Here is a 14,006-nt window from a genome sequence, read left to right as displayed (position 1 = left end):
CATTTAGCCGCGATCGCTCCCAAAGCTGCTCCTACGACTGGATTACTAAGAAACTTCAGAATCCCTGGTTGTTCAGCCATCACTTCTTGGAAGATGTCAGGATGATTGTGATAAGCGAAGGATGCAAGTTTGCTGACATCATCAGCATTCATGCGGTTAGAGTTGTAGGTAGAAAGTCAATACGGTTCGGTTAACAAAGTTATCTGTTGAGGCGAGCAGGGGGAGCAGGGGGAGAAGAGAAGCAGGGGAAGAGAAATTGCTTAATAATAACTCTCTTGCCTCCCCTGCATCCCCTGCTTATCCGAACCGTATTGGGTAGAAAGTCCCAAATCTCGCTCTAAATCCCACCTTCCGCACCCTAACTGTCACACATCAACAAAAAGCTGACAGAGTAGTACATAAGAACTAAATTGAATGAAAAAGTTAAGAGACTTAATGAGAAGAAGTAGTATTAAGTCTCTTGAATTGGCGAGAAGAGGAAGTTTTGTGACGAAAGGCAGAAGAAAAGGAAAACGTCAGAGTTAAAAAAATTAATTGATAACAAAAAGAGAAATGATTTAATTACAATAGAATCCGTGGAGAATACTGTTGTGATATTGAATGCCAAAGACATTGAAATTCAGAACATAGACCATCTAGGTATAGTAGCAGGAATAATAGATTCTATAGGATTAGTAGAAACAATCAATGAATTAATAGGTGAAGAGAAAGGAGAAAAAGTCAGCCCAGGTCATGTCGTTAAAGCCATGATATTGAATGGGTTAGGATTTGTATCAAAACCTTTGTATATGTTTCCCCAATATTTTGAAACAATAGCCTGTGAGCATTTAATAGGAGCAGGAGTAAAACCAGAATATCTCAACGATGATAAACTGGGAAGAGTCAGGGATAAACTTTTTATAAAAGGACTGGATACAATATTTTTTATCATCGCCTTAAAAGCCGCCAAAAAATTTAATGTATCTCTGTCATCATCACATCTAGATTCATCATCAATGCACGTGCATGGGGAATACAATACCAGCTTACCAGAAGTAATATTTGAGAATCAACAATCAGGAAAAACCCAAGACCTAGAAGAGTTAACTGTAAAATCACCAAAAGAAATTACCATTACTTACGGTTATTCAAGAGATCATAGACCAGACCTGAAACAATTTATTATAGAACTAATATGTTCAGGAGATGGGGACATACCAATATTTTTAAAACTAGCATCAGGAAACCAAGCCGACTCATCATGTTTTGGTAAAATAGCAGTTGAGTACCAAAAACAAATAGAAGTAAATAGTCTCATAGTTGCAGACTGCGCCTTATATACAGAATCAAATCTAAAATTGATGTCAGAATTACGCTGGTTATGTCGAGTGCCATTAAGTATAAAATAGCACAATCATTAGTATCAACACTACCAGAATCGGAATTTATTGATAGTAGCTTGCCAGGATATAAATTTGCGACAAAAACAGTAAATTATGCCGGAATAGAACAAAGATGGTTAGTAGTGCAGAGTCAAGATAGAAAAGAATCAGACCTGCGTAAACTCTCACAAAAAATTATCAAGGCAGAGTCCAAAGCTATTCAGGAGTTGAAAAAGTTTTCACAAGATAAATTTGCTTGTGAAGCTGATGCAATAAGTTACATTATCAATTGCTGCACTGTAAGCCTGAAGGGCTGTATCGTACTTTCCTTGTTTTTTGTACAAATCCCCTAACTGCTGCTGCCATTGATAAGCAAGATCCGATGATTGACTTAACTGAGCTTGGCTCAAAGCTGCCTGAAAATATGCAAGTGATTGCTCTGGTTTTAACTTGCCTAGAGTGCCGAAGCTATCTGACTTTAATCGCGAGTTATTCAGTCCTTTAGCTGTCTGCAATGCCTCTTCAGCATATTCGATGGCTATTGAGCGTAATTGTTTGCTTGCAATCTTATTTAAACTTTTAGCAAAATTGAGTTTGGCATAAATAGAATTGCTAGCTGGTAGCTGATAAAATGCCGAAGAATTGTTTAGTATTAGAGTTGTTGCTGGCTGAATCTGATGATTAATTTTAGTGCGAATATTGTTTAACTCTGTATTACGGGGATTGGACTCTGCGGCTAACCAACTATCAAAATCTAATAGTAAGCTTAAACGGTGTAATTGAGCTTGTAGTTTTACTCCAATTGGAATGCTTGGGATATCACTCACCTGTTGATAAATATCAAGAGAGTTAAGTGCCTGATACTGAACCATATTAACAATTTCTCTTTGAAAAACGGGTTCTTCTGTCTGAAAATATCTATTTTGCGCTTGCTTATAAATAGATTGCTCAACTTTTCCTAAAGATAGCAAAATTCCGCTAATATCAGCCGAAGGTGTTCGCTTGGTAAGTGAGAGCGTTTCTTTTAAAACTATTTTTGATTCATCTAGCTTACCTATTTGGCGTAAAGCTTCTCCTAAATGACGCCATCCCAATAAGTAAACTGGTATTGGTTTTTGCTTTGTAATCGCTGTATAAAGTAGTTGTTTTATAGATTCAGTCGATTGTGCCGGAGCAATAGTACAAATTCCAGCATTTTTATCTAACTTTAAGGCTTCAACGAGCGTATGACATGTACGAAGATTTGCACCTAAAGCTTGTAAGGCAATACTCTCATCAATTAAGCTTCCACTAATCTCCTCTTGATTATCTAATTGACGGTAAATGCTCGTAGCTTTTTCCCAAATTTCTAAAGCTTTGATTGCCTGACCGAGATTTAATTGCTTATAACCTTCCTGGGTCAATACTTGCGCTTGATTGTGTTGTTGTGCTTTTTTGCTTGAAGTTTGAGCAGGGGTAATAGAAGGTTGGCTTGCAAGCAAGTATTGACAGACCTAGAATTCCTAACAATGAGTACTTAAACCAGTATTGGAACTTAATCATTTCTCTGTGTTATTTTTATGCTTGGTGATACTTGTGATGTATAAGATTCTTGACGACATTTTGAGGCAGACAATGCCGAAGCAAAGGGGGTGGCTGTATTAGGGTCTGCTATCAGAACAATTCTGCCATTAGAGTCTATTGTCCAGGCGTTAGCTTCTACAATTTCTAGGGTTTGTTCAACTGTTGATGCCTTAAGTTCTTCCGAATTGCTCCTCCCAACTAGAACAGAGTTATTCTGCCGCTCATAAATGTTCTCTGGCATCTCGTCAGAGCTAGATGGAAAACCGCCTCTGCTACTGATTATTAATTCATTTGTCGCTACACCTGATCGCCCTTGGCAGTTGGAGGTCATTTCAGGAGTTTCCTGAACGACTTCTGGCGCTGCTTTAATGCTCCTGGAATCAATAGCAAGCCCATTGATTTGAACTGTGCCATTGATTCCAAACTCAGAGCTGGCTTCAACTAGGCTATTCTGAGAGAAAAGAAACCCATCACGAACATTTATCCAAATATTTCCGCCGCGTCCTCCAAAAGCATTGGCTGTGATGGTGCTATTTCCCAAGCTAAATAAAACATTTGTGTCTACAGTGATGTTTCCACCATCACCATTAGTCCCTTGCTGTCCAGCAGTTGCAGAGATAATGCCATTATCTAATCGAACAAATTTTGAGGTGATACCGATATCACCCCCCTGGCCTACAGCAGTGCTTGCCGTGATCCCACCGTAATTTGAAATATGGATTATATCAGCGTTAATATTAATTATTCCAGCATTGCCAGAACCATCATTCTTAACACTAATTAATGCGCCATCTGCAATACTCAATTTATTAGTATTAATCGTGACATTTCCTGAATCTCCTCTCAGCATTGAAGGTAGGCGATATAGCTCTTGAAAACTTTCATTGAAATCAATAACAGATGAATTTATGAGACTGGGATTGACAGCACCCGGGACTGTACCTATTACATCTATAGAATCAGAAGCATTAATAGTAAGGCTGTCAGCTTTTCCGATTGAGCGAGTGGAAGTATTTATTACCCCACCATCCCTAACTATTAATTTTTTTGTATTAACTGTTAATTTCCCACTATTGCCACTGCTATAAGTTGCAGTAGACAAAGAACTTGAAGTAAAGATATCTGGTACTACTCCAAAAAGTTCTACATAGTTATTAGAATTTACAGTTACATCCCCTCCAGAGCCACTACCAATAGCTAAAGAACCAATAATACCTCCTTCTTTGACACTTAAAGTTTCTGTTGAAAGGACTAGTTTGCCCGCATTACCAGAGCCAGAAGTTCTAGTAAGAATAGTACTAGAAAGCTGTGAAACACCCGATAAATACCCAATTATTTGAGTAGATTCAAGAGTATTAACTGTTAAGTTACCACCTTTGCCGGTCCCAAAAGTTGAAGTTAGGATTTCTCCGCCATCTTGTACAGACAGCTTTTTTGTAGCCAGCGTCAGATTGCCACTATCTCCAGAGCTAAAGGTTGCAGTAATAATATTGCTGGGTAGTTGAAGAATGGAAGAGGAACCATCAGCAACTTGAGTGAATTCGGAAGCATTCACAATGATATCGCCTCCTCTACCTGTACCGTAGGTTCTAGCAATTATTGCTGCTCCATCCCGGAGAATTAAATTTTGAGTTGAAACTTCAATTTTTCCTCCATTTCCTACTACAGTTTCATTAACTAAACTAGTAGGAATTACTCCATTTCGAGAATTTCCTATTATTCTCAATTCTTCCAAGGCATTTACAATAATGTCACCGGATAATTTATTTCCTTGGTTTTGAATCAAAAAGATTGAGCCACTTGCTAGTTCCACATCAGCACCTTGTGCTTGAATGAAACCACCGGAGCCACTGACATCTGCTATTGACTGTTGAGATAGTTGAATATTTTTAAAGCTAATTACATCTTCATAGCTTAAAGTCCAACCGCTGGAAGCTGTATTAATGCGTGCTATTCCTTTATCAACACTACCTAATTCAATCCGCCCTCCACTTGCCTCAAGCTTTCCTCCCTCTAAAACTACCTTACCACCCACTAAAGCTAAAGTTTTCTCTGGTTTGACACGTAAGCCATTTGAGCTAATGGTTTTAATAAATGGTGAGAATGGGTTATTGAGAGTCAGATCGTGTCCTGTACCTTGAGCTTGAATTGCGCCTGGATTACCATCAAATCCTAAGCCAAGAGGTGCGGTCACTGTTAATAAGGGTTGATTTTGTGGAGTTTTTGCACTGAATTGGCTGCCATCAGCAAAGTTAATCCTGTTAGCAGTGCTAGCTAAGAACGAGCCACCGATATTTAGGGCGGCATTAGGGCCAAAAATAATCCCGTTAGGATTAATTAAAAACAGGTTAGCGTTGCCGTTAGCTTTCAGTAAACCATCGATGTTAGAGATAGATAAACCAGTTACTCGACTAATAATGTTTTGAACATTCGAGGCATTATTAAAGTAGGCGGTACTACCTGTAGATAGAGAAAATTGCTCGAAGCTGTGAAATAAATTACTTCCTACTTGCGTTCCTCCATTAATATTGTTGGTATTACTCTGTGAAGTAACTATAGATTTCACAGATAATGTGTTATCTGGAACAATCTGTGCCATCACAGATGAGGAGAATAACACATAAAAGATGAAAGCTAATTGCTGACAAAAAACAAGAAGAATATTGGATTTATTCATCTAAATTTCCAATTCTGTTTTTAATTAACTTCATTGAGTGAAACTTTTTTGGGAGGACTAAGTTGAGAGCGTTACATCACGACGAAATACAAATAAATTATCTGTTGCACCTCGTCCTACCCTAATTTCTCGATCTAAGTAGGAGGTTATCCATAAAGCTTCTTTCTGTAGAAATTCTAATACTGGTATTTTCAACTCAGGAAAACTCCAATTAGATAGCCCAAAGGGTTTTGTTGCTTGTATGGAAAATGAGTTAAAGGACACTGTGGCAGTTTTCTCATCCGTACCCCATTTCCAATGTCCATTAGCTTGTAACTGCCACTCCCCTAAAATGGGTAATTCAAGCTGGGCGCTATTAGAGGCTGAGATTTTTCTAATATTGCTGTCACTAGCCAATGTTTGCCACACGCGTTTAATTTTGATTGCACTCCCAAAATCTGGAATTGATGCAATCTGCCGTGTGACAATTGTCCCAGCAGATGCATACACTAATTGCCAGTTACCTAATAGAGAAGGAAGATGGTTAGGCTGAAGCGGTTGCAGAATAGGACTTATGCTCTCCAACTGTTGTACAAGTTGATCAATAAGTTCGTCAGAGGTTGGAAATAGGCTTTGCTGTAGTCCCAATTTCTCTATACGTAATAAAAGCTCAGTTTTTAAAGCAAATCTCGCTGTATTATCCTCTAGCATGTCGATATTCTACTTTTACCCTTGAAGTTACTGTCAATAGTAATTATTAGTCATCAGTGATATTTTTTAACCACAACCAGCCAACCAACTAACTTTGTATGGCGATCGTTAAGTATTCAAGCGTTAGTATAGGTGTTGAAGTTATCAGTATTCGGTATCTGTAGGTTGCGATCATGGATACTGCCTTTGCTTGTAAGCTAACACACTACAAATGTGTAAGGAATATTCATGCTTTAGTTTGGCAATGCTTGGAATGTCAGCAATGTACTTTTTGTAACTCATAGGAATTAGGGAAACTCAGCTAAATCGGGAACACAAGAGACAATCGTTTTTCATTGAAAGCAGTTACTTATACTATTATTGACAACGTTGCTAATTACTGACAAAAGTAGTTTTTTGCGCTCAAACTTTCTTTTATCAGAATTGCTAATTTTGGACTCCCTTAGCAAGTTAAAATCATGATTTTAATCTTGGAGTTAAGGGTCTAGCCTTTATCTGCTTGATATTGAATGGTTAATAGTTAAGAAAATTTTGAGATTGCGATCGCGCTCCAAGAGTTTGATAAATATTATGCAGATATAGCTCCCAAAGGAAGAGCTAGAAGCAAGGGAGAAAAGTGCGTTGCCCTTTGCTTCTTTATCTGAAGTATATTTTGGTTACTATAAGCCCCTTGTATACGTAAAATTTCTCTGTTCTCCACCTGAAGATTACGGACGACCAATAAGTCATTGGACACCAAAAGAACTAGCGGACGAAATCATGAAACAAGGTATTATTGAAAGCATATCCGTCCGCCATGTTGGAAAACTATTAAAAGAAGCAGAACTTAAACCCCACCAGAGTCACTACTGGTTAACCCCCCCTGTGGACGAAAAATTTGACGAAAAAGTGGAAAATATTACTGTTGTCAGCAGGTCAGGCGTTGATGGAGTTAGGCTTACCCAATAGCTAAATGTGATATTGAGCTAAAGTACGGCTCAGAGTTACCTTGGCTCAAGAAAATTAGAGATAATGGCAACAGAGAGAATTAATTAAAGACCGAGCCATGACGTTGCACAGCAGTATTAATTTAATTAATCCGCACACAGGGCTTTAACTATCGGCAAGGGAACACAACCACAACAGCCGCAAATCCAGTTATACCTCAACTCAAGGAGCCTACATCATGCTGTCTGTGAAAAAAATTGCTGTAAAAACACTCTTCCTCGCTTCTTTTGGTTTACTAGCTCTACCATTAACCGCTACTGCTGACTTACAAACTGTTGAAGCCAAATCTATGCCTACCCAAAGCAAAACTGTTGCAGCGAATAATATCTCAGTTCGTAAAGTTCAATTTCTCAGCCAGGGTACAAAGGTAGTAGGTAATCTCTATATACCAGCGAACATCAAAGCACCACAGGCATCTGTGGTTGTGGTAGGGCCGCAGTCGAGCGTCAAAGAGCAAGTAAGTCAAGTTTACGCCCGTCAATTAGCAGCACAAGGATTTGTGGCTTTGACCTTTGATCATCGCACCTTTGGTGAAAGTGGTGGCGCACCCCGCCAGTTTGAAAACCCACAAATGAAAGTTGAGGATATTCACAGTGCAGTAACTTTTTTACGGGCATTACCGGAAATTAAGCCTGATGCAGTTGCTTTAATGGGCATTTGTTCAGGTGGTGGATACTCTGCAAAAGCGGCGGCAATGGACTCTTCAATTAATGCCCTTGTTACCGTAGCTGGCTTCTATCATGACCCACAGGTAATGCGTCAATGGTTGGGTGAGAACTACGAAGCTCGTCTCAACATGGGTAGAGAGGCACGTATTAAATATGAAAAAACTGGTCAAGTTGATTACATGACCAACGTAGACCCCAAAAACCTTAACGTAGCTATGCCTGGTCAAGAAGCCTATGATTATTATGGAACCCAACGTGGTTTGCGTTCTGGCTGGGTCAATCGTTCAGCAGTAATGTTCTTTGAGCCTTTCTTGCAATTCAATGCTATTGATGCTGGTCGTGATATCAAGGCTCCAACTTTGGTGATTCATTTAGATACCGCTTTAGTTCCTGATGGTGCGCGTCGCTTCTTCCAGAGCATACCAACCAATCAGAAAAATTTACACTGGATGACTACAGAAAATCACATTGCCTTTTACGACCAACAAGAAGTTGTGGAGGAAGCGGCTGTTAAGGCAACAGCATGGCTCAAACAAACACTCACTCTTAATTAAGTCCTGTAATCGTTAAGTGTCTAGCTTTTACAGTAGAACTTGCTGGCGGGAAAGTGCCAACTGGTAAAATCGTGAAAGATGTTGTGCAGCGCATCATGGAGCGAACCCAAGTACCTAATACCTACCAGATTGGCTAAGTGTGCCAAATCGTAGTCAAGGACAACCCCGAACTCAGGGGCAAGGGTGGCTGCTGGGGCATAGTCAAACATGTGGGCGAATTCAGTTGTACAGTCACAATGTGGGATAGGGAGTACACTGTCAGAATTGACCACTTGAAGTTACTGAACTACTTGGACTCGGAATGTCAGCAGATGCAGTTAATCAGCGATCGCGTCAGTCTGGGGTGGAATGCCCGAATTAGATAGCTTTTGAGAATGCTCAAAGGTTGGCGATGTCCAAGGAAAAGCCGCTACGTGTCTAAAGTGAGAGTGTGGAGTTTGAACAAATAAAATCTGCGTTCAAACAATCATTTCTGTAAATAACCTTGAGACTGATACCACATAACTGTATCTTTCAATGTAGCTGTCAAAGGTCGAAAACTGACTCCCAATTCTTGTATAGCTTTAGCTGAACTTAAGTTCGCTGTTTCTAATAAGGTTTGGACACCAACAAATGGCATAGGGTTGACACTACCTGTTAAACCTGCCCAGATTTCTAACAACCATGCAATTGAGAGTGCAATCCCATCAGGAATTACCATCTTCGGAGCCTTCACCCCGGAAATCGCTTCTAATTCTAAAGCAATATCTTTCATAGTTTTTAAGGAACCTGCTACGATGTAACGCTCGCCCCGTTTTCCTCGTTGGGAAGCACTAATCATCGCTGCCGCTACATCCCGAACATCAGTCAAACAAGCACCACCATTAACTATTCCCGGCAGTTTACTGGCCAATAGATTTAACACCAACTGCCCCGCAGAAGTCGGTGCAGCATCGTAAGGCCCCATCATCCAGCCAGGCAGAATCATGACTACATCCATTCGACTAGTTTCTAGAAACTGATAAATTTCTTTTTCTGCCAGAACTTTAGTTATGAAGTAGAGGTTTTTTTGAGCGAATTTGCTGTAAGGGGCGGTTTCAGTTGCCGCTTGATGGGGATAGGTTTGGATAACGCCACTGGATGAGGTGAAAACTGTTCTTGCTACGCCTTGTGCCTCTGCCGCTTGCAAAAGTTCAATTGTGGCATCCACATTGATGTGTTTCATCTTCTCCCAGTGACCACCTGGCTGATAATACTCCCGGAAAAAGGCTGCGGTGTGAAATACGACATCTACTCCCTTTAATGCTGGAGCAAAGGCAGGCACATTCTCAATATCACCCTGAATAAATTCAACCCGGCTATTTGGCTGAAAACGTTTAGCCTTATCAATAAATCTCACCAGCCCTTTGACTTGCCATCCTTGTGAAACTAGCAATTGGCAAAGATTACTACCCAGCAAACCTGTTGCTCCCGTCACAAATGCTGTTTTACCATTCATGCTCTTTATCTCCTAGTGATTGTATTGCTTGTAGATTTCGTCCTAACTTTGTTAATGTGAGCTATTACTCGTATTCATATTAGGCAGTATATGAGCAAAAGCTCACATAGTCAATCTCCAAGCAATAAAGCACCCAACTCACCAGTTTCATGTGACGATTCAATATCTCAAAAAACTCGTCGCCATCCTTCCGGCAAGCGTGGTCAGCAACGACGTGATTTAATTCTAGATACCGCCGCCGATTTGCTGGTCGAAGCAGGAGTAGAAGCTATCAATACTAATGTCTTAGCCGAGCGTGCTGGTATTTCTGTTGGCTCGGTGTATCAGTATTTCTCAAATAAGGAAGCAATCTTAACTGCTTTGGGAGAGCGATATATACAAGAATTAAGTAACAATACAATAACTGCTTTACAGCAGGATGTTTCCGGTTTAGATTTTGCTACTATCGTTTCGCGGGTGATTGACCCGATGGTTGCTTTTGAACGTCAATATCCGGCCTTTAGACATCTTAATACTGGGCAAGAAGGGCAAATCACGCTGGCCCAAGCGGCTCAAAGAGTTGAGCAAGAAATATTAACCAATATATATAATTTACTTCTACGGGTTAGACCTCATCTCAGTCCTATCCAGGGATTACAGATTGCAAGGGTAATGAAAGCCCTTTATAAAGGTATGAGTTATCTCATTGGACAAGAACAAGAGATTCACATTCAAGGTGGCGATGTTAATAGTTTAATTGCTGATCTCAAACGGATGATGACAGAATATTTAGAAAAAAATTTAGGTTGATGGCTTTTCATCACCGTTCGCAACCCACGCCATCCCCATCTCTATCAAACCCGTGTGGGTCTGGTGGAACCACTTTAAATCTGCGATAAGGAATATCAGGACAATTCAAATCAGCCGAATTTGGTGGAACGCAAATATCTGGGTACGATGGGCACTGTTGTGTTTGCGATCGCGTATTTGTTGCTTGAGTTGTTTTCTTACCTCGCCGGAAATCCCAAGGCATCACAGGCTGAGATTGATTCCAAAATTCTAGCTTCTTACTTTTAGCATTAGCTTCGGCTTGAAGAAGCTGTTTTTTGGTACTGTTGCACCCCTGGAGATACTGGCGATAAATAAGGCATCACCGTGCCGAAAGAGATAATTTGTACGCTTTGGCTAAAACCTAGATTGGACAAGCTTTACAAGAAATGCTGTCTACCATCAAATTTGTGAAATAACTATGGTTATGCTGCTAGTTTTGATCTAGTTTGAACGAAAAATCGTCGTTTCAGGCACAAGAAATTTTCGATTCGTACTATTTTCCCGGATTGGCACGGTGATGCCGAATTTGACAAAAGGGAAAAATAAATTATTTTCCATTTCAACTCTCTATAGTTATTGTTGAGAGTTCTAATTCTTGTGCTTAAATTTCAGAATGCCCATTATAGCAGTTGCCAAAAATCCAAAGATAGTTCCAGGCTCAGGTACAGATTTTACATCATCAATTGAGAAAATTGTTGTACTTCCACTGACTTCATTAGCTGTCACCAATAAAGGTTTACCATTGGGACTATTAACGGCTGAGATAAATAATAGACCTTCTGGCCCTAAGTCCCCTACCTCTGGATTAGTTTTATCGTTTATGGTTGGACTAACTGTGAAATCACGATTGTTAGCGTAGTTAACGAAAGTAGGATTGAGTGGATCGGTAATATCATAAACCATCACACCACTAATACGTTCTAACCCAACAAAAGCGTAAAAGCGACCATTAATTTCGGCAATTTTGACATCTTCTGGTTCTGGGCCTTTGTTGTCGCTACGATCATCAAAGTTGTTCTCTTCATTATTAGAGTTAAAGAAGTTCGGTAACAGTTGGGCAGTAATTTGCTCAAAATCATCGCTACTGTCGTAAACTGGCTTGAGTTTTTTTGTTGCTTCATCCCACTCCCAAATTGAGAAAGAACGACCACCAAAAGCGTAAATCTTTTCAAACAAACCATCGCCATCTTCATCACCAAGAGTGTTGGTGACTGTTAAACGACCCAGGTTGCTATTTTGTTTTAAAGCACTAGCATTAGGGAAAGCTGTAGGGTCGAGTTGATAAGCATTATTACCCACCCTTACTTCTTCTGAAAAACCATCGTAAGCACGAGCATCACCTTCGTTAGCTGTGACAATATAGGTTTTGCCGTTGACTTTGTAGGAAGCTATACCATCAGGTTGGTACATCCCCAAGACAGGCCAGTTAGCAATGTCGATAGCATTATTGCGATCGCTAGCATCAATGCCGTTTTCTGGTAGGCTATAATCTTTGAAGCCTAAAGGTAGAATATCGGTAATTTGATTGTTGATCAGGTCGAGGAGTGCCATCGCATTATTTTCTTGTAACGACACCCAAGCCTTTGTAGAATCTTCTGAAACAGTGATATATTCTGGCTCTAAATCCTGAGCAACGGTAGCATTAGGGCCAAAAATTCTCACTCCCGCAGTTCGCATCCGATCAATCTGGCTGTTAAATTGCGTAAAGCCAGCGTTAATTACACTAAAATTAGCAAGATTTATAATGCTCACTGAGCCTTGAGGGTCAACGCTATTGGGCTGATTGTAACTATTTGGTTCACCCTCGTTAGCTACTAATACACGAGTTCCATCGGGTGTAAAGGTGAGCATATCAGGCAACGCTCCCACAGTAACAGAATTTAAGAAATCACCGTTGGCGTTAAAAAACACTGCTTTACCTGGATCTTGGGTCACAGATCCTTGCACTGCCGCAGCCAGTAAGCCATTTTTGAAAGTAACGCTATTAGCCCCGCCACCATAGGCAGTTATATCGATACTTTTAAATAGTGAAGGCTGAGTTGGGTCACTAATATTGATGATGTCAATACTCTTAGTACCTCCATTGACCACAAATAGCCGTTGCGTTACAGGGTCATAAGTGGGGATTTCTGCCCCCCCTTCATTAAAGATACCTGTACTATAAGTACCAATAGTTTTGAGCGACAACGCTGCTGCTGGCGTTGTCATTGCTCCCAACAAAATGGCAGATGGAACTAGTAGTCCGACAAGCTTTTTGATAGTCATAATTTGAGGAATGTTAAATGTTTAACTTTTTTGATGTCAGTCAGACAAGCAGACACTCCTTACTGCTAATCGATCGCACGAAAATATCTCTACACAGCTAGTTACTAGCTGTGTGGATTTGTCTTATCTCTGCGTCGGGTAGACTAAATTAGCCTAGCCGGAAGTAGTCACGCTGAGTTAGATGAACCATCAATCATAGGTACATCTGCAAAATTATGAGTTTTAAGTTAATTAATTACTAACTAAAGGTTAACTAAAGATTAAAGCAAGTATTTTTACGGAAACTTTATAAAACTAAAGCCACCACTGACGGGGTGAAATGAGCAGTCGAACAGAAACTTACGCGCTTTTCGCCTTTACTGAAAAAATTAAAATGCCCACTTGAAACTTATAAATTATTAGACTTTTATCACGCAGCATTACATTTACAAGACTTTGCTGATGCTGCACTTAGCACAAATAATGAGCGACAACAAGTGGAGCGATCAAGCTACGCCCACGCCATTGCTTAATTATGAAACTAAATAAGTATCCAGACCTTATCTTTTATCCGACATAATCTACGATAAAAACTACTTTCCTTGATACATAACACTTTCACCAATATGCGGTCGCGAGGTGCATATTGGCAACTGAATAGAAACTATTGCGCTGCCGATAAATTTTGCTTGTCTTTGGTATCGCCTTTGATGCGTAATCCAGCAATACAGACTTTCATGGTGCTAACTTATAGTTATAGTTAGCCGTAACTTATTATAGGCACAACTCAACTATAGCTTTGACGTGGTGCAAAAATAGTTTACGAAAGTTGCTCAGGCGGTTGCCATAGGGCGTGGTTTAACGAAGAGACAGAGGGGCAGGCTGCACAAATATGCATTCGGGAAAACTTTTCTCCCTGATCAGGTGCCTGTCCCTCAATCTCTAAGATTCGGATCGTGGATAACTGCAACCGCC

At 40.1% G+C, this 14,006-nt stretch carries 10 protein-coding genes and 1 pseudogene; 5 read left to right on the top strand and 6 right to left on the bottom strand.

Translation table 11 applies throughout. From position 1 onward, the window contains the following. Positions 1-593: 593 nt before the first annotated feature. Positions 594-1,636 (top strand): annotated as a pseudogene (locus tag H6G97_RS34795) (IS1634 family transposase); the annotation flags it as partial. Here H6G97_RS34795 and H6G97_RS34790 read toward each other — a convergent pair. From H6G97_RS34790 to H6G97_RS34780, 3 genes are read right to left on the bottom strand one after another with little or no spacing between them, the layout of a single operon-like run. Then, on the bottom strand, positions 1,601-2,842 hold the full coding sequence (locus tag H6G97_RS34790; protein ID WP_190944953.1) for a tetratricopeptide repeat protein: 1,242 nt from the start codon (positions 2,840-2,842) through the stop codon (positions 1,601-1,603). The pseudogene H6G97_RS34795 and the gene H6G97_RS34790 sit on opposite strands and share 36 nt — an antisense overlap. A gap of 53 nt (positions 2,843-2,895) precedes the next feature. After that, positions 2,896-5,601, bottom strand: coding sequence for a two-partner secretion domain-containing protein (locus H6G97_RS34785; protein WP_190944951.1), 2,706 nt, complete (start codon positions 5,599-5,601; stop codon positions 2,896-2,898). Between the two features lie 57 nt (positions 5,602-5,658). After that, positions 5,659-6,291, bottom strand: coding sequence for a PAP/fibrillin family protein (locus H6G97_RS34780; RefSeq protein WP_190944949.1), 633 nt, complete (start codon positions 6,289-6,291; stop codon positions 5,659-5,661). A gap of 759 nt (positions 6,292-7,050) precedes the next feature. On the opposite strand from H6G97_RS34780, the gene H6G97_RS51550 reads away from it, so the two are divergent. The 3 genes from H6G97_RS51550 (at position 7,051) to H6G97_RS34765 (ending at position 8,865) form a co-directional block, all read left to right on the top strand. Next, complete coding sequence (locus H6G97_RS51550) at positions 7,051-7,239, top strand: hypothetical protein (RefSeq protein WP_199349868.1); 189 nt, start codon at positions 7,051-7,053, stop codon at positions 7,237-7,239. Between the two features lie 217 nt (positions 7,240-7,456). Beyond that, entirely contained in the window at positions 7,457-8,500 is a 1,044-nt protein-coding gene (locus H6G97_RS34770; RefSeq protein WP_190944946.1) for an alpha/beta hydrolase, read from the top strand. A gap of 137 nt (positions 8,501-8,637) precedes the next feature. Further along, positions 8,638-8,865: a hypothetical protein gene (locus H6G97_RS34765; protein WP_338421904.1), complete on the top strand. Its 228-nt coding sequence runs from the start codon at positions 8,638-8,640 to the stop codon at positions 8,863-8,865. Positions 8,866-8,966: 101 nt separating this feature from the next. On the opposite strand, the gene H6G97_RS34760 is transcribed toward H6G97_RS34765, so the two are convergent. After that, positions 8,967-9,977, bottom strand: a complete 1,011-nt coding sequence (locus H6G97_RS34760; protein WP_190944945.1) for an SDR family oxidoreductase — start codon at positions 9,975-9,977, stop codon at positions 8,967-8,969. Positions 9,978-10,067: 90 nt separating this feature from the next. Here H6G97_RS34760 and H6G97_RS34755 point away from each other — a divergent pair, with 90 nt between their 5' ends. Further along, the gene (locus tag H6G97_RS34755; protein WP_190944943.1) at positions 10,068-10,766 is read left to right on the top strand and encodes a TetR/AcrR family transcriptional regulator; all 699 of its coding nucleotides are present in this window, start codon (positions 10,068-10,070) and stop codon (positions 10,764-10,766) included. Between the two features lie 10 nt (positions 10,767-10,776). Here H6G97_RS34755 and H6G97_RS34750 read toward each other — a convergent pair whose 3' ends face one another. Together H6G97_RS34750 and H6G97_RS34745 are read right to left on the bottom strand one after the other, a co-directional pair. Then, positions 10,777-10,989 (bottom strand): hypothetical protein, encoded by a 213-nt coding sequence (locus H6G97_RS34750; protein ID WP_199349866.1) that lies wholly within the window; start codon positions 10,987-10,989, stop codon positions 10,777-10,779. 386 nt (positions 10,990-11,375) lie between these two features. Next, complete coding sequence (locus tag H6G97_RS34745) at positions 11,376-13,052, bottom strand: choice-of-anchor I family protein (protein WP_190944942.1); 1,677 nt, start codon at positions 13,050-13,052, stop codon at positions 11,376-11,378. Positions 13,053-14,006: the final 954 nt, after the last annotated feature.

This window comes from Nostoc flagelliforme FACHB-838 (assembly GCF_014698065.1).
Taxonomy (GTDB): Bacteria; Cyanobacteriota; Cyanobacteriia; order Cyanobacteriales; family Nostocaceae; genus Nostoc; species Nostoc flagelliforme_B.
The sequence above is the reverse complement of the archived record's forward strand: the minus strand, read 5'-3'. Positions and strand labels throughout refer to the sequence as shown.

Bases quoted from the DNA above. Each gene is read 5' to 3' on its own strand.
- H6G97_RS34755 (WP_190944943.1), top strand. From the start codon at position 10,068: ATGAGCAAAAGCTCACATAGTCAATCTCCAAGCAATAAAGCACCCAAC.
- H6G97_RS34780 (WP_190944949.1), bottom strand. From the start codon at position 6,291: ATGCTAGAGGATAATACAGCGAGATTTGCTTTAAAAACTGAGCTTTTA.
- H6G97_RS34750 (WP_199349866.1), bottom strand. From the start codon at position 10,989: ATGCCTTGGGATTTCCGGCGAGGTAAGAAAACAACTCAAGCAACAAAT.
- H6G97_RS51550 (WP_199349868.1), top strand. From the start codon at position 7,051: ATGAAACAAGGTATTATTGAAAGCATATCCGTCCGCCATGTTGGAAAA.
- H6G97_RS34770 (WP_190944946.1), top strand. From the start codon at position 7,457: ATGCTGTCTGTGAAAAAAATTGCTGTAAAAACACTCTTCCTCGCTTCT.
- H6G97_RS34785 (WP_190944951.1), bottom strand. From the start codon at position 5,601: ATGAATAAATCCAATATTCTTCTTGTTTTTTGTCAGCAATTAGCTTTC.
- H6G97_RS34745 (WP_190944942.1), bottom strand. From the start codon at position 13,052: ATGACTATCAAAAAGCTTGTCGGACTACTAGTTCCATCTGCCATTTTG.
- H6G97_RS34760 (WP_190944945.1), bottom strand. From the start codon at position 9,977: ATGAATGGTAAAACAGCATTTGTGACGGGAGCAACAGGTTTGCTGGGT.